The 16,082-nt window shown below is 64.0% G+C and carries 13 protein-coding genes; 2 read left to right on the top strand and 11 right to left on the bottom strand.

Going from position 1 to position 16,082, the window contains the following annotated elements; all coding sequences use genetic code 11:
* Window positions 1–133: 133 nt before the first annotated feature.
* The 6 genes from ACM42_RS00520 to ACM42_RS00545 all read right to left on the bottom strand — a co-directional run bounded on the left by ACM42_RS00520 (window position 134) and on the right by ACM42_RS00545 (window position 8,670).
* The gene (locus ACM42_RS00520) at window positions 134–844 is read right to left on the bottom strand and encodes a hypothetical protein (protein ID WP_271526180.1); all 711 of its coding nucleotides are present in this window, start codon (window positions 842–844) and stop codon (window positions 134–136) included.
* Window positions 841–2,127, bottom strand: coding sequence for an efflux RND transporter periplasmic adaptor subunit (locus ACM42_RS00525; RefSeq protein WP_271526181.1), 1,287 nt, complete (start codon window positions 2,125–2,127; stop codon window positions 841–843). Before ACM42_RS00525 ends, ACM42_RS00520 begins: the two co-directional genes overlap by 4 nt.
* Window positions 2,124–5,306 (bottom strand): efflux RND transporter permease subunit, encoded by a 3,183-nt coding sequence (locus ACM42_RS00530; protein ID WP_271526182.1) that lies wholly within the window; start codon window positions 5,304–5,306, stop codon window positions 2,124–2,126. The genes ACM42_RS00525 and ACM42_RS00530 overlap by 4 nt, the downstream gene beginning before the upstream one ends.
* A gap of 60 nt (window positions 5,307–5,366) precedes the next feature.
* Window positions 5,367–6,404, bottom strand: coding sequence for an RNA polymerase sigma factor RpoH (gene rpoH / locus ACM42_RS00535; protein ID WP_442868882.1), 1,038 nt, complete (start codon window positions 6,402–6,404; stop codon window positions 5,367–5,369).
* Window positions 6,405–6,551: 147 nt separating this feature from the next.
* Entirely contained in the window at window positions 6,552–7,976 is a 1,425-nt protein-coding gene (locus tag ACM42_RS00540; protein WP_271526183.1) for a sensor histidine kinase, read from the bottom strand.
* Window positions 7,977–7,992: 16 nt separating this feature from the next.
* Window positions 7,993–8,670, bottom strand: coding sequence for a response regulator transcription factor (locus tag ACM42_RS00545; RefSeq protein ID WP_271526184.1), 678 nt, complete (start codon window positions 8,668–8,670; stop codon window positions 7,993–7,995).
* 485 nt (window positions 8,671–9,155) lie between these two features.
* Here ACM42_RS00545 and ACM42_RS00550 point away from each other — a divergent pair, with 485 nt between their 5' ends.
* Window positions 9,156–9,401 carry a hypothetical protein gene (locus ACM42_RS00550; RefSeq protein ID WP_271526185.1) on the top strand — a complete coding sequence of 82 codons (246 nt, stop codon included), beginning with the start codon at window positions 9,156–9,158 and terminating at the stop codon, window positions 9,399–9,401.
* Between the two features lie 264 nt (window positions 9,402–9,665).
* Window positions 9,666–10,052 carry a hypothetical protein gene (locus tag ACM42_RS00555; RefSeq protein WP_271526186.1) on the top strand — a complete coding sequence of 129 codons (387 nt, stop codon included), beginning with the start codon at window positions 9,666–9,668 and terminating at the stop codon, window positions 10,050–10,052.
* 161 nt (window positions 10,053–10,213) lie between these two features.
* On the opposite strand, the gene ACM42_RS00560 is transcribed toward ACM42_RS00555, so the two are convergent.
* The 5 genes from ACM42_RS00560 to ACM42_RS00580 all read right to left on the bottom strand — a co-directional run bounded on the left by ACM42_RS00560 (window position 10,214) and on the right by ACM42_RS00580 (window position 16,048).
* A complete protein-coding gene (locus ACM42_RS00560) occupies window positions 10,214–12,268 on the bottom strand; it encodes an acetoacetate--CoA ligase (RefSeq protein ID WP_271526187.1) in 2,055 nt (684 codons plus the stop codon).
* A gap of 96 nt (window positions 12,269–12,364) precedes the next feature.
* Window positions 12,365–13,060 (bottom strand): ABC transporter ATP-binding protein, encoded by a 696-nt coding sequence (locus tag ACM42_RS00565; protein WP_061882067.1) that lies wholly within the window; start codon window positions 13,058–13,060, stop codon window positions 12,365–12,367.
* Window positions 13,060–13,809 carry an ABC transporter ATP-binding protein gene (locus tag ACM42_RS00570; RefSeq protein ID WP_271526188.1) on the bottom strand — a complete coding sequence of 250 codons (750 nt, stop codon included), beginning with the start codon at window positions 13,807–13,809 and terminating at the stop codon, window positions 13,060–13,062. The genes ACM42_RS00565 and ACM42_RS00570 overlap by 1 nt, the downstream gene beginning before the upstream one ends.
* Window positions 13,806–15,104, bottom strand: coding sequence for a branched-chain amino acid ABC transporter permease (locus tag ACM42_RS00575; RefSeq protein ID WP_271526189.1), 1,299 nt, complete (start codon window positions 15,102–15,104; stop codon window positions 13,806–13,808). The genes ACM42_RS00570 and ACM42_RS00575 overlap by 4 nt, the downstream gene beginning before the upstream one ends.
* Entirely contained in the window at window positions 15,101–16,048 is a 948-nt protein-coding gene (locus tag ACM42_RS00580) for a branched-chain amino acid ABC transporter permease (protein ID WP_271526190.1), read from the bottom strand. Before ACM42_RS00580 ends, ACM42_RS00575 begins: the two co-directional genes overlap by 4 nt.
* Window positions 16,049–16,082: the final 34 nt, after the last annotated feature.

The following is a 16,082-nucleotide window of genomic DNA, read 5'->3' on the forward strand; positions in this document are numbered from 1 at the left end:
TGGAGGTGCCGACATCAGGAACGTTTGCCGCCGCCCGGCAGAGCGGCGACGACCGTTTCGGGTGACGCATCCATCCTTCTGTCGTGATGGTCGCGACATGGCGATAAGGCGGTTGCGCTGCACGGCTGCCCCTTCAGCACCCCGGCGGCAAGATCGGCGAGACTCCCGGCGTCGGCGCCGCACCTGACGCGTTGGCCGGCAGCACTGTCGCAGGAGATGCCAGATTCATCGTCATGCTTTCCGCACAGGTCGAGGTGTTGGGGCTGGGCGCGACGACAGCACTCGGATCAATGCCCGTTCCGACGTCGCCGCTGATCGCGACCGGGATCGTACCCGGCGGCGGCCCGGCCTGCACTTGCGGGATCGAGAGCGGCAAACTGGCCGCGCTCGCCACCGTCCCGCCCGGCGTTGAGCTGCACGCCACCGTCACTCCTGTCCCTGACGGCGCGGCCGCGGAAATTGTCCCGATCGAGCTCCCGTTCTGTCCCATGACCGGTACGATTGGAGCCACATTCCCCGCCGTCGGCGATCCCGTGCTCGATGTGGTCGGCATTGTGGGCATCGACGTCGGAGACATCGGAGACGTCGATGGTGGCGCACAGACGACGACCGTACCCGGGGTCGTCGGATCCGAGGCGAGCGGAACGGGTGCCAGCGTGGTGTCGGGCGCGCCCTGCACGGTCGTTGCGGAGAACGGACCCGGGCTATTGAGCGGTGAGGTGACGATCGCGCCCGGTACGGTCGGCAGGCTCATCGCCGTGCTGCCGGTCGTCGCGACCTGGGCTTCGCCCGCAGAGCAGCCGAGCAGCAGGATGGCGAGCGCGGCGCAACCGATCCGGATCATGTCTGTCCCCCCTGGCTGGCCTCATTCTTGCGAATGGTGACCTGGCTGCCCTCCGCCAGATTGACCGCCGGATTGAGCACGACTTGCTCACCGGGCCGCACGCCCTCGCGCACTTCCACCGACGTGCCGAAATCCCGCGCGATCGAGACCTTCTGCAAATGAACGGTGCCGTTGCGCACGACCGCGACATGAAGGCCGTTCTGGTCGAAGACCAGCGCATCGGCCGGAATCGACATCGACGGCGTCTTGCGCGGGATCGACAGTTCGACCGTGCAGTAGATGCCGGGGTTCAAGGCGCCATCGGGATTGGGCACGTCGATCTCGGTCAGCAGCGTTCGGCTTCCCGGCTGCAACGCGGTCGCGATGCGCGTGACCTTCCCTGGAAATGCCCGGTCCGGGATCTCGGGAACGTGAATCTCGGCCTCGACGCCCGGCGCGACGCCGAAGGCCTCGTCCTGCGGCACGAAAACTTGCGTTCGGATCACGTTCGAATGCATCAGCGTGAACATGAAGGTCGATCCCGCCTGAACGAGGCTGCCATTGTCCACGTTGCGTTGCGTGATCACACCGTCGAACGGTGCCACCACGCGCTGGTAGGCCTTTTCCTGTTGAAGCACGCGAATCTGCGCCTCTTGTGCCGTGATGTTCGATTGGGCGACGCTCACGGCCGCCTGCTGGGCGCGCAGGGTAAGACGGTCGTTGTCGCCCTGCTGGGCCGTCAACCAGCCCTGCTTGACCAGATTGCTGTCCCGCGTATTGGTGACGTCGGCAAGCTCCCGACTCGCCTGTGCCTGCTGCAACGCCGCCTGGTTCTGCGCCAGCGTCGCCTGTGCCTGCGCGATCTGCTGGTCGAGTTCCGGCGCGGTGATCTCCGCCAGGAGATCGCCCTTCTTCACATGATCGCCGATATCGACGTAGCGCTTCTCGATGTAGCCGCTGGCCCGTGCGAAAATGTTCGCCGCCTCAAATGCCGTCGTCGTCGCCGGCAGGGTGACCTTCATGAACTCGCCGCTGGCGCGGACCGTGGCCACCCGAACCTCCGGAACGGCAGTCCTGATCTGCTCTGCCGATACAGCCAGATCGCGTGCGGCCTGATAATGCCGCCAGCCGCCCACGCCGAGACCGCCGGCAAGGAGCAGGAACATGGCGCCGCCGAGCCATGCGCCGCCGTACCGGCGGCGCGGTCGCGCGTTCTTGCCTGGGAGCTCCACGATGCGGCCGCTTTCCGCATCCGGCGGCTCGCTCAGGTCGTGGCTGTTGGTCCGCACGCGAACATCGCTCATTCCGGTAACTCCTCGAACACGCCCTGGTGAGGCTTGCCGTCGTTGCGCTTGCGCAGCCAGGCGAAAAGATAGGGCACGATCAGCAATGTCGTCGGCGTTGCGAACAGCAGCCCGCCGATGACGGCACGGGCGAGCGCCGCGTTCTGCTCCTCGCCCGGCCCTCCGATCGCCATCGGGATCATGCCCACGATCATCGCGGCAGCCGTCATCAGCACGGGGCGGATTCGCGTGCGGCCCGCGCTCAGCGCAGCCTCGAACGCGGTGTGCCCATTCAGTTGCGCGTCACGCGCGAACGTCACGAGCAGGATGGAATTGGCCGATGCGACGCCCACGGCCATGATCGCACCCATCAGCGAAGGCACGTTCAGCGTCGTCCCCGTGATGAACAGCATCGTCATGATACCGCAGAAGGTCGCGGGCAACGCCATGATGACGACAAGGGGGTCGCCGAAGTTCTGGTAATTCACGACCATCAACAGATAGACCAGGATGGCGGCAAACAGCAGCCCGATCCCGAGATCGCGGAACGATTGATGCATGCTCTGGATCTGCCCCAGGACCTCAATCGAATTTCCCGGCTGGAGCTGCTTTTGAAGCGTCGACGTGACCTTGCCGATATCGGCCGAGACGCCGCCGAGATCACGCCCCTGCACGCTCGCATAGACGTCATACACCGGCTGAACGTTTGCCTGGTTCAAATTGGTGGGTACAGTCCCGCGCTTGAAGGTCGCAACATTGCTGAGCAGCCCAGGCACCGTCTGTCCGCTTGCAGCCGACGAGGCCGACACCGGCGTGTTCCCCAGTGCGTTGAGCGAGTTGGCCCGGTACTCCGGCGTCTGAACGGCAAGATAATAGGGGATGCCCGACGTCGGGTCGGTCCAGAAATTCGGCGAGACCTGGGCGGACGAACTGAGGCTGACATTGATGTTGGTCGCCACCGTGCTGGCGTTGAGCCCCAGCTGTGCGGCCCTTGTGCGGTCGATGTCGGCGTAGAATGCGGGAGCGTCGACCTCCTGTTGAAGATGCGCGTCGACGACTCCCGGAATGGCCGCCAGGCGCTTTTGCAGCTCCTTCGCCACGGACAGATTGTTGGCGCCGTAGCCGACGGTACGGACGTCGATTTGCGCCGGCAGGCCGAAATTCAGGATCTGGGTGACGATGTCCGCCGCCTGGAAATAGAAGACGTCCTCGGGGAATGCCGCTGGCAGGACCTGGCGCAGCTTCTTGACGTAATCCGCAGTCGGCCTGTGGCCGTCCTTGAGCGATACCAGGATCGTGCCGTCGTTCACTCCTATCGTCGATCCGTCGGTGAAGGCCAGATTGTAGGGACGCGCCGGCAAGCCGATATTGTCGACGATCAGCCCGCGATCCCGATCCGGAATGACTTCGCGGATCTTGTCCTCGACCGCCTGGAAGATGGCCTCGGTGCGCTCGATCCGGGTCCCGGCGGGCGCACGAACATGGAGCTGGATCTGACCGCCGTCGATCAGGGGATAGAAGTCCCTGCCCACGTAGACGAACATGACGGCCCCAAGCGCCAGCACGAGCACGGCAGCGATCGGCACGATGCTGCGGCTCCGGAGCAGGGTCGTCAGGAGTTCGGAATATCCGTCGCGCAGGCGCTCGAAGCTGCGCTCAAACGCGGCGGATGCGCGCGAAAACATGCCGGACGAACTCTCGCCCTCGCCATGGCGCCGCTCGCCCTTCAGCAGCAGACCGATCGTGATCGGCGTGAGAGTCCGCGACAGCGCGTACGACGCCAGCATGGCAAACACCACCGCAAGGCCGAGCGGCGTGAAGAGGTATTGCGCCGGTCCTTCGAGGAATATGACCGAGGTGAAGACGCAGCTGATGGCGAGCGTGGAGACGAGCGTCGGTACGGCGATCTCGGCCGCACCGTGCAGTGTCGCTTCCGACAGCGGCATCCCCTCCTCGGTCCAGAGCCGATGCGTGTTCTCGATCGTCACCGTCGAATCGTCGACCAGAATGCCCACTGCGAGCGCCAGCCCACCCAGCGTCATCGTGTTGAGGGTCTCGCCGAGAAAATGGAGCACGATGAGCGAGGACAGCATCGCGAGCGGGATGGAGATCAGGACGACGAGCGTCGACCGCCACGATCCCAGAAATACCAGGATCATCAGCGCCGTGAGACCGGCCGCGATCGCTCCTTCGCGCAGCACGCCGTCGACGGAGTGGGTGACGAAGACCGATTGGTCGAACAATTCGCTGATCTTCAGCCCGGCCGGCGCCGACGCCCGAATCGACTTCAAGGCCTGCTTGACCCCGTTGACGACGGCAAGCGTCGAGGCGTTGCCATTCTTGATCACGCTGAGCAGAACCGCACGGTGACCATCCTCGCGCACGATATTCTGCTGGACCTGCGATCCGTCCCGAACCTGGGCGACATCCTTCAGCAAGATCGTCGCGCCGTTCGCGAACTTGACCGGGATCATGTTGAGATCCTTGATCGAGGCCGGCGTCGCGTTGGTTCGCACGGTGTACTGGGTATCGCCGATCTTCGCCGTTCCGGTCGGCAGCGTCAGGTTCTGGGTGTTCACCGCATTGACGATGTCGAGCGGCGTCAATCCGCGCGACGAGAGTTTGTTCGGGTCGATGTCGACCATGATCTGGCGATATTTGCCACCGGCAGGCGTCGGCAGCGTCACCCCCGGAACGGGAGCCAGTTGCTGCCGGATCCGATAGATGCCGAAATCGTATAATTGCTGCTCGTTCAATTTGTCGGACTCGAGGCTGAGCTGCAGTACCGGCACGCTCGACGCATTGAACTGCACGATCACGGGCGGCTGAATGCCCGGCGGCATCAGGGCGCGGATGGCGTTCGTTGCCGATACGATCTGCGAGATCGCGAGATCGAGATTGACGTCCGGCTGGAAGTAGATCTTTTGAACCGACAGACCATTGAGCGTCTGCGCTTCGATGTTCTTGATGCCGCTGACATTGGCGCTGATCGAATACTGGCTGTACGTGGAGACGCGCTGCTCCATCTCCGGCGTCGAGAGGCCGGTATAGCTCCAGATGACGGTGACGACGGGGATGCGGATCTCGGGAAAGATATCCGTCGGCATCGACCAGACCGAGATGCCGCCGAGAAACAGGATCAGCGCCGCGAGCACATAGAATGTGTGCGGAAACCGGAGCGCAAAGCGGACAATTCCCATGGAGACGACTACTTCGAGCAGGTTGCGGGAAATTTTCAGATGGCGACGATGCTTGACCGTTCAAATGAAATCGAGTTCAGCATCGCGACCTCTCGATCGCTCACGTCGATGCGAACGCCTCGCGCTCGAGATAGTGTCGGGACAGGTGGGTGGCGACAGAGACGACGCCACGCGCCGCCCCTGTCCGCAGGCGGCCGCTGCGGGCTCCAGGGTGGCACGGATGGCGGCACGCCTGACCTTTGCAAAGGCGCGAATCTCGATCTGCCGAACGCGCTCGCTGGAGATCGAAAGCTCGCGGGCGAGCTGATCGAGCGTCGGGGGATGCTCCGCCAGCCGCCTTGCCTCCAGCACGCGCCGCTCGCGTCCCGTGAGGCCATTCAACGCAATGCGCAGGGCATCGGTCCGATGTTCCATCTGATCCTGATCAGCAAGGACGGTCTCGGCGTCGCTCGCCTCGTCCACAAGCAAGGCCTCCCACTCGGTACCTTGTTCGTCGCCGCCAACCCGTGCATTCAGCGATAGGTCGCCGTGCAGGCGGCAATCCATCTCCATCACATCGCGCGCCGAAACTTCGAGCTTGGTGGCGATCGCCTCGGCGACATCGGGGGTAAGCCGTGCCATCCCGCCCTGGCCGGCCTTTCTCATCTCGCCGCGAAGCCGGAAGAACAGCTTCTTTTGCGCGGCCGTTGTTCCGATCTTGACCAGCGACCAGGAGCGCAGGATGTATTCGTGGATGGCGGCCTTGATCCACCACGTCGCATAGGTGGAAAATCGCGAGTTTCGGTCGGGCTCGAACCGCGACGCGGCAATCACCAGCCCGAGATTGGCCTCGGCCATGAGATCTGCGAATGGAAGGCCGTATCCCCTGTAGCTCCGCGCGACCTTGGCGGCGAGCCGGAGGTGGCTCGTGACGAGCGCGTTCGCGGCGTCGCCGTCCCTCGTCTGCTGCCAGCGACGCGCAAGCTGCTGCTCCTGCTCGCGTTCGAGCAGGTCGTACCGGCCGATGACGGAGGAATACGCATTGAACACAGCAGCCGCCGTACGCCTGCCCGGCTCAGCCGTCTCGATCCTGCTCAAACCCGCATGTCGCATTGGCATCTTTTGCTCCCACATTCGAACCGGCAAGTCGAACGTAAGAAGCCTCCGACTGACGGCGCCAGTAAACTGCACTTAACAAGCCTGAATTCGCTTTCAGAGATCCCGCCGCTCTTTCCGCTTCGCACGGGTCGCACGTGGCATCGGCGGTCACATCGGCGCGAGGCTCGCGTGAAGCGAACGATCCGGCGCCGATGCCGCGGGTTCGCGTGATGTCGCGCCCGTCGTGGCGAGGATCTCCACCCGTCCGCCGGGTGCCGGGCAAATGGTCAGGCAGAAGCCGTGCAGCTTCAGAATCGCAGCGACGAGGCTCAGTCCCAGTCCCACTCCCGGCGTGTTGCGCATCTTGTCGGAGCGATAGAACCGACGCAGCACCGCCTCGCGCTCCGACTCGCCGATGCCGGGGCCGGTATCGCTCACGCGCACGAGCACGGCCCTGTCGTCCGACACCAGCTCGAGCGTCACTCTTCCGCCCGCGGGGGTGAACTTGACGGCATTGTCCACGAGATTGGCAACCGCCTCGAACAGCAGGTCCCGATCACCCCGCACCTGCACTTTGCGGTCGATCTCGACATCGATGTCGATATCCTTGTCTTCGGCAATGGGTTCGTACACGTCGCACACCTGTCGCAGGATCTCGTCGAGCGCGACATCGCCGAAGCCGGCCGTACGGCTGCTGCTCTCGATTTCGGCCAGGCGCAGCAGCGCGGTGACGATTGCGAGCGATTGGTCGATTCCGGCCATTGCCTTGTCCACGATGTCCTGAAGGTCCTCCAGCGTGGCCGCATGCGTGCGCCCGCGCTCCAGAGCCAGGCGGACTCGCGTGAGCGGTGTCCTGAGATCGTGAGCGATATCGTTGCCGACACCCGCCAACGCGTTGATCGTGGTCTCCATTTCATCGAGCATGCCGTTGACGATCCTGGCCAGCCGCGCGAACGGATCGTCCGCGTTGGTCTCCGGGAGTCGCTCGCGGAGATCGCCGGCCACGATGCGCTGGACCCTCTGGTTCACCTGCTCGACTCGCCTCTGGGCGCGGACGCTCAGCCAGGCCCCGGCCAGTAGGCAGAGGCAGAATGCCGGCAGCAGACCGAGCAGCAGCGCCTGCCCGACGACGATCGATATCTCGCGCGTCTCGTCGACGTTCCTTCCAATCACAAGGATATGGCCGTTGCCCAGCCGCCTGCCGGCGGCCTTGACAACGGCATCGCGAACCGCCGACGGCCCGGCCCGTGCGAGCCGCACGCTCCGGACCGGCCCGCCGAGATCGAGCTGTGATGGCAATCGCCCGATGTTGCCGGCAAGCGGAGTCCCTACGGCATCAAACAGGCCGGCATATTGCACGCCCCTGGAATCCTGCTTGAGATGATCGGAGATCGCGTCGATGAGACGGCCGGGCGGCAGCTCGGCCATGAAGTTGAGCTGCGTTGCAATCATGCGGTCGGATCGCATGATCAGGTAGTCGTCGATCTTCCAGTAGATGAAGGCGAACAGGGCGGCGACGAACAACGCCAGCGTGGCTGCTATCGCCGCGGCCCACAGGAACGTGTTCGAACGAATGAACTGAATCTGGCGCATCGATCCGCCGAACCTGTTAACGAGTGCGCAGCACGAAGCCGGAGCCGCGAACGTTGTGGATCAACTGCGTCTCGCCGGGGCCGTCGACCTTGTGACGAAGGCGGCCCATGTGCACATCGATGAGATTGGTGGTTGCCGGGACGAATTTGTAGTTCCAGACCTCCTCGAGCAGCATCGCACGGGTCAGCAGCTGATCGCTCCGGCGCATCATGTATTCGAGCAGACGGAATTCGCGCGGCAGCAGATCGATCTCGCGCTCGCCTCGCCGCACGGTCCGCTCGATCAGGTCGAGCTCCAGCGGTCCGGCATGCAACGTGGTCTCTCGGCTGTCGATCGGACGCCGCAGCAACGCCTCCACCCGGGCGACGAGCTCGATCAGCGCGAACGGCTTGGTGAGATAGTCGTCTCCGCCGACGCGCAACCCGCGCACCCTGTCGTCGACCGCGCCGAGCGCACTCAGCACCAGGACGGGCGTCCTGACCTGGTCCTTGCGCAAGGCCTCAATGACGGTCAGCCCGTCCATTCCGGGCAGCATGCGATCGACGATCAGGGCATCGGGAGACGATTCGCGCGCCCGATCGAGACCGTCGATCCCGTCGGGCGCCCATCGCACCTCGAACCCGCGCTCGGTAAGTTCGGCCACGATCGCGTCGGCGGTCTCGGCATCATCCTCGATCAGGAGTATCCGCGTCATTGTGCTGGTCCCACGTCCTGCGAGGCCTCGAGGCCGGCGGCGAAGCATGGGCTCGGTGATCCGCGACGACATGTTCAATGCCCGCCCGGGCCGAACACGCGAGGCAAGACCCGCATGCGACGCACCGCTGTCTCGCAACAGAAGTAATCCTGCGTGGAATGAAGCACCATTAAATTGCATTTCAGAGCGCCCGGGAACACGGCCACTGCTAACGTCGGCGCGAAGGCGATCGAATGTGCTGTCGCAGTGATCATCTCTCATCTCCATGCAGCAGGACGTTCCAGCAGATATGTCCTCAGCGAGGCTGCTGTTACGCGCCAAGATCGAAAGCGTTGCGGGTTTGCACGATCGTGCTTGCCGGCAAGGCCGGGATCACGGTCCATTGAACGCGGGTGAGCAATTCGTGCGTTTTGTCGACGCGCGTTCGTCCGCACCTCCTGCGCAGGCCGGCTTGGACTGCCAGCTGTCATCAAAGGAGAAGCCAAATGACCACTCTCAAGCTCTTGTCGACCGGACTGATCGCAGTCGCCATGCTCGGGGGACCCGTCATGGCGCGGGAGCACCATGACGGCGCCCGGCCATCCGTCATGCAAGCCGATCCGGTTGCATCGTACGGGCCGGTCTATCAGGTCGGCCGCGCCTGCGTTCCAGCGCCGCGTGTCGGCGCGTTTGCGACGGCGCCGTGGACCGGCAACAACGTCCCCTGTGAGCCGGGCACCGGCAGCTTCTGATCCGACGACGTCGCGGCCGGCCGGGCACCTCGCTCGGCCGCCGCCTTTCGACGATGGGGACGAGCCTGACGTTAACCCGCCCACGCTGGGTCGTCGCGCCAGCGGATCACCTCGCCGATACGCAGCGCCCCGTCCCTGAAATCGAATTCAGTGGGATTGCCGCACGAGCTTCCTATCTTCCCTTCAAGACGGGAATTTGCTGGCGGCACGAGGCTGAAGCGACGGCATCGGCCGCCGGGCATCCCCACACGAAAGGAGTCCCTCATGAAACGAGCATTGATGATCATGGCGGCAGCGGCGCTTGCCTCAGCGCTGGCGGTCGGAACGGCCGAGGCACATGGCGGCGGTGGTGGTGGCCACGGCGGCGGTGGCTTCGGTGGCGGACATATGGGCTTTGGCGGCGGCCACATGGGCTTCGGCGGCGGCGCGCATTTCGGCGGCATGGGACATGCCGGCGGATTCGGCGGCGGAGCCCGATTGGGCGGCGAGCACCTCGGCTTCGGCGATCACGTCGCAACCCGCGGCCTCCGGCAGCACGCGTTTCACCGTTTTGACCGCTTCCGGTCCGGATATGGATTCTACGGCTATCCGGATTGCTACGACTGGTATGAGCTGCATCCGGGCCAACCCTTGCCGCTGAGCTGCAGCTAGACTAGCTCCGCGCGCACCGCGCCGACCGCTCCGGACCACGCAAGCTCGCGGCCCGGATCGTTCGAACTGTGCGCGCGAAGACCACACAGCAGCCTACGGGTGGAGCCACTCCTCGATATGCCTGCGCAGTGGTCGGACGGCAGATGCCGTGCCCATCGCGGTCAAACCGCTCCTGCGACCTTCTTCAGGTGCATCGCTGCGAAATCGAGATACCAATCCAGACAGCCGGGATTGGCCATCGCCTCCCTGTTGATGACCTTCTCCACGGACTGGCCGAGCAGCAGCTTCTTGATCGGCAGCTCCTGCTTCTTGCCGGACAGCGTCCGCGGAATCTCGGCGACGGCGAAAATCTCGTTCGGCAGAAAGCGCCGTGACAGGCCGGACTCGATTGCCTTGTTGATCTTCGCCTCCATCGCCGCATCGAGCGCAATGCCGTCGCGCAACACGACGAACAGCGGCATGTAACTGTCGCGGCCGAGATATTCGAGATCCACGACGAGGGAGTCGAGCACCTCGGGCAGCGACTCGATTGCAGAATAAAGCTCGCTCGTACCCATGCGCAGGCCGTGCCGGTTGATGGTGGCATCACTGCGGCCATAGATGATACAGGAGCCATCCGGATTGACCTTGAGCCAGTCGCCGTGCCGCCACGCCGGACCGCGCCCGCTGCCGTCGAAATCGTCCGGATAGGTTTCGAAATAGCTCGCGCTATAGCGCACCCCACCCTCGTCGTTCCAAAAATAGAGCGGCATCGACGGCATCGGCTCAGTACAGACGAGCTCGCCGACCTCGTCGATGACGGCGTGCCCCTGTTCGTTGAAAGCTTCCACGGCCGCGCCCAGCAGCCGGCACTGCATGGCGCCCGGCGTCTGCGGCAGCTCGCGGTTGCCGCCGATGAAGGCGCCGGCGAAATCGGTCCCGCCGGAAATGTTCGCCCACCAGATGTCGGCCTGCGCCTTGCTGCCGTTCGTCTTCGACAACGCAGCGAAGCGCGCGTTGAACCAGGCTTGCGTGTCGGCGCTGAGGGGCGAGCCGGTCGAGCCGAGGCAACGCAGCTGCGAAAGATCGCCAGCGGCAGCAAGGTCGATCTCGGCCTTGGCGCAGTTCGCGAAGAACGCCGCGCCTGCCCCGAAGAAGGTCGACTTCGATTGCGCGACGAAGCGCCACAGCGTGGTCCAGTCCGGCTTCTCCTTCGCGCCGGCCGGGCTGCCGTCGAAGATGCAGCAGGTGGTCCCGCTGAGCAGGCCGCCGACCTGGCTGTTCCACATGATCCAGCCGGTCGAGCTGTACCAGTGATAGCGCTCGCCGAAGGAATTCTGGTGGTAGGAACAGCCGATGTCGTTGTGCAGCCCCAGAAGCGCGAGCGCCACGATGATGATGCCGCCATGGCCGTGTACGATCGGCTTCGGCAGGCCGGTCGTGCCGCTGGAATAGACGATCCAGAGCGGATGATCGAACGGCAGCCAGATCGGCTCGAAGGCATCGATTGCCGCGCCCGTTCTGGCGAGAATGTCGGAGAGCAGCGCGTCCGGTGCCGCAGCTGCGCCGGCTTCGCTGTGCAGGATGACGTGCTCGACGGTCGGCAGGGACCGCCTGAGCTCGCCGACGACGTCACGACGGTCATGCCGCCGGCCGGCATAAGTGACGGCGTCGCAGGCGATCAGCACCTTCGGTTCGATCTGCTTGAAGCGGTCGACCACCGCAGGCGCCGCCATGTCGGGCGCACAGACGCTCCAGATTGCACCGATGCTGGCTGTCGCCAAGAACGCAACGATGGTCTCGGGGATGTTCGGCAGATAGGCTGCGACGCGGTCACCGGCGCGCACGCCCTTGTCCTTCAGATCCAGCGCGAGCGCCGCTGCCTTGTGCCGCAGCTCCGGCCAGCTCGTCTCCGTGAGACTGCCGTCCTCACCGCCGCTAACGATGGCGGGCAGCCCGGCTGCGTCTGCCGCCGCGACATGCCGGAACACCTGCCTGGCGTAATTCACCTGCGCGCCGGGAAACCACACCGCATTCGGCATTTTGCGCTCAGCAATCACGGCGGCAAACGGCGTCGGCGATTGCAGATCGTAATAGTCACAAATGCTGCGCCAGAACCCGTCGAGATCGCGCACCGACCATTGCCGCATCTCTTCGTAGCTCGAGAAGACAAGGCCGCGCGTATCCCCGAGCCATTGACGATACAGGGCCATTTGAGGAACGTAGGGAGCTGCCATCATCAAATTCCGAAGGTCTATGGATTGCGAGAGCTGCAGCCGAACTCGGGACGTGTGCGCTGTTGCACCCGTTGAAAGGTCCGTCTCACAATAAGTTCAAACCTCGAGCCACTCCTGGCGAACCGCCGCGTTCGCCCTGAGTTGGTCTGGCGTGCCTTCAAAAACCACACGACCGTGTCCCATGATATAGACGCGCTTCGAGATGCGCATCGCGATCGATAATTTCTGCTCGACGAGCAAGATCGCGACCCCGGCTTGCGCGATGCGGACGATGAGATCTCCCACCTGTTGCACGATCAGCGGCGCAAGACCCTCAGTCGGCTCGTCGATCATGATGAGATCGGGATCGCCCATCAACGTGCGGCACGTCGTTAACATCTGTTTCTCGCCGCCGGAGAGGACTCCAGCAGGCGCGTCGGCGCGCGCGGCGAGGTTGGGAAACATGTCGAGCATGTCCTGCAGCCGCCATTTGCCCGGTCGTCGCGTGTCCTTGATGCCGAGCAGAAGGTTCTGTCGCACCGTCAAGCTCGGAAAGATATCGCGGTGCTCAGGAACGTAGCCGAGTCCGAGGCGCGCGATCTTGTAGCTCGGCAGGCCGGCAATGTCCTTGCCCTTGAAGCGGATCGTGCCCTGCGGAACGACCTCGCCCATGATCGCCTTGACCGTGGTCGAACGCCCGACACCGTTGCGACCGAGCAGGCTCACCACTTCGCCGGCGGCGACATCGAGGTCAACGCCCTGGAGAATGTGGCTCTTGCCGTAATAGGCGTGGAGATTCCTGACTTCGAGCATCAGTGTGCCTCCTCGCCGAGATAGGCTTCCCTGACCTTCGGATCGCGCCGGATCTCCTCGGGAGTGCCCGAGGCGATGATATGACCGTAAACCAGCACCGAGATGCGGTCGGCAAGGCCAAACACGACGCTCATGTCGTGTTCGACGATGACCAGCGTTCGTCCTTCGGTCAGGCGCCGGATCAGCGACACCGCGCGCTCTGTCTCGGCGTGGCTCATTCCAGCGGTCGGCTCGTCGAGCATGACGACGGTAGCGCCCCCTGCGATCGTGATGCCGATCTCCAGCTCGCGCTGCTCGGCATATGTCAACAGGCCGGCCGGGACGTCGCGGCGGTGCGTGAGGTGAATGTCTTCGAGAATCCGGGCGGTCCGCTCGCGCACCTCAGGCAGATTGTCCACGTTCTTCCAGAACGCGTAGCGATGCCCCGTGGCCCACAGCACCGCGCAACGGACATTTTCCCAGACCGTCATGCGGGCGAACACGTTGGTGACCTGGAACGAGCGCGATAGCCCCCGCCGGTTGATCTCGAACGGCTGCAGGCCGGAGATCACGTCGCCATTGAGCCGGACCTCGCCCGAAGTCGGCTTGATATGCCCACTGATCAGATTGAACGTCGTCGACTTCCCCGCGCCGTTCGGACCGATGATGGCGTGCCGTTCGCCCTGCGCGATGCTGAGGTTCAGGTCGCGAATGATGCCAACGTTGCCGAAGCGCTTCTCGACGGCGCGGACTTCGATGGCTGCAGTCATGCCAGATACCCCCGATCACGCGCGACCGTGGCCGCCCGATCCCATGCTTCGCCAACCCGCCGCCACGTCAATCGCGCGATGACGAAACCACCGGCCACCAGAACCGCTGCGGCAATCCAGGTGGCCGGCGACTTAGGATTGAAGGCAATGCCGAACAGGTTGATCGCATTGGCCTCCCCGCCGGAATGACGCGCAATCGTCTCGATCACCAGAATGACGCCGCAACCGAGCGCCACGGTCGGCACGATCGCGACGAGATAAGACGGAATCACCGTCCATAACGCTCCGGCGCGAAGGAGCGGCCGGTGCATCATCACGAGGCCGGCGATGCCGCCGGGCGAGAACATCACGATGCCGATGAAGATGATGCCAAAATAGAGCTGCCAGACGCTGGTGACGCTGGTCAGCCCGAGCTGCAGATAGGTCACCAGGATCGCGCCGAGAATGGGTCCGAAGAAATAGGCGGTACCGCCGATGAAGGTTGCGAACAGCACCAGGCCGGACTGGATCGCGCCGAGATAGGCCGAATTCGCGATCTCGAAGCTGATCGCGGCAAGCCCCCCGGCGATGCCGGCGAAGAACCCAGCAAAGCAGAAGGCGAGATAGCGGACCACGTGAGGATCGTAGCCGATGAACTGGACGCGCTCGGGATTGTCACGGACGGCATTGCTGATCCGCCCCAACGGGGTTCGGGTCAGTGCGTACATCGCGATCGCCGATACCACCAGCCAGAACGCGATCAGATAATAGACCTGGATCTGCGGCCCGAAGGTCCAGCCGAACATGCGCGGCAGCGCCGTGCGGTCCGTCGTGATGCCGGCTTCGCCGCCGAAGACCGACCGGAGGATCAGAGACGAAGACGCCACCAGTTCGCCGATTCCCAGCGAGATCATGGCGAACACGGTGCCGGCACGCTTGGTCATGAGCCAGCCGACGAGGATGGCGAACCCGAGGCCACCGAGGCCGCCGAACAATGGGATGAACGGAAGCGGGATCGGCCAGCCGTGGGCGACGACGGCGTTCATCACATGGCAGGCCGTGAAGCCGCCGAGGCCGTAGTGCACGGCATGGCCGAAAGACAACAATCCGGTCTGTCCAAGCAGGATGTTGTAAGAGAGCGCGAACACGATCGCGATCCCGATCAGGCTGAAGGACGTGAGGGAGCCGCCGGACGAGAACACCAGCGGCAGCACGATGAGGACCACTACGCCGGCCAGCCAAACACCGTAGAAGCGCATGTTCTCGCGGGCCGCGTTCGCCGCGGGTTCCGATACCGATGTCGTTGCCGTAGTCATGATTCGCGCGTCCCCATCAGGCCCATGGGGCGAACGATCAGGATGATGACCAGCAGAAGATAAGGAATGATCGGCGCGACCTGTGCGATTGTGACGTTCCAGATGTCGGAAAGAGCGGAAGGTCCCCCCGATGAATCGAGCGGACCGAAGACGCTGGCCAACGAGCCATTCAACGCCACTGCAAAAGTCTGCACCAGGCCAATGACGAGCGAGGCGACGAAGGCGCCGGGCAAGGAGCCGAGGCCGCCGAACACGATGACCACGAACAGGATCGGCCCGAGCGCGGCCGCCATGTCGGACTGCGTCACCAGCGCCGGTCCCGCAATGACACCGGCAAGGCCGGCCAGCGCGCTGCCCACGCCAAACACCACCATGAACACGCGCCCCACATTGTGGCCAAGGTGTCCGACCATGTGAGGATGCGTCAGCGCCGCCTGCACGATCAGGCCGACCCTGGTACGCCGCAGCACCAGCAGGAGCGCGACGAAGATGACCACCGATACCGCGAGCATGAAGATCTTGTAGGCGGGATAATTGGTGGAGAAGATCGTGAAGGCTGGAAAGTCAAGCAGCGCCGGCACGCGATAGTCGACCGGGCTCCTGCCCCAGATCATTGCGACGATCTCTTCGATCGCGAATGCGAGGCCAAAGGTCAGCAGCAATTCCGCGACATGGCCATGCTTGTGGGTGTTGCGTAGGCCATAGCGCTCGACCGCCATCCCGATCGCGCCGACCAGGAGCGGGGCGAGCACGAAGGCCGGCCAGAACCCGATCCATTTCGTCAGTTGAAAGCCGAAGAAGGCGCCAAGCATGTAGAAGCTGGCGTGGGCGAAGTTGAGCACGCCCATCATGCTGAAGATGACCGTCAGCCCGCTCGACAGCAGAAACAGCAGCATGCCGAACAGCACACCGTTCAGGGTCGAAATGACAATGAGTTCAAGCACAGCGCACTCGTGAACCATCCGAGGCAAGGCCCCG

Origin of the sequence: Bradyrhizobium sp. CCBAU 25338, from assembly GCF_028128965.1 — a bacterium.
In the GTDB taxonomy this organism is placed as follows: domain Bacteria; phylum Pseudomonadota; class Alphaproteobacteria; order Rhizobiales; family Xanthobacteraceae; genus Bradyrhizobium; species Bradyrhizobium liaoningense.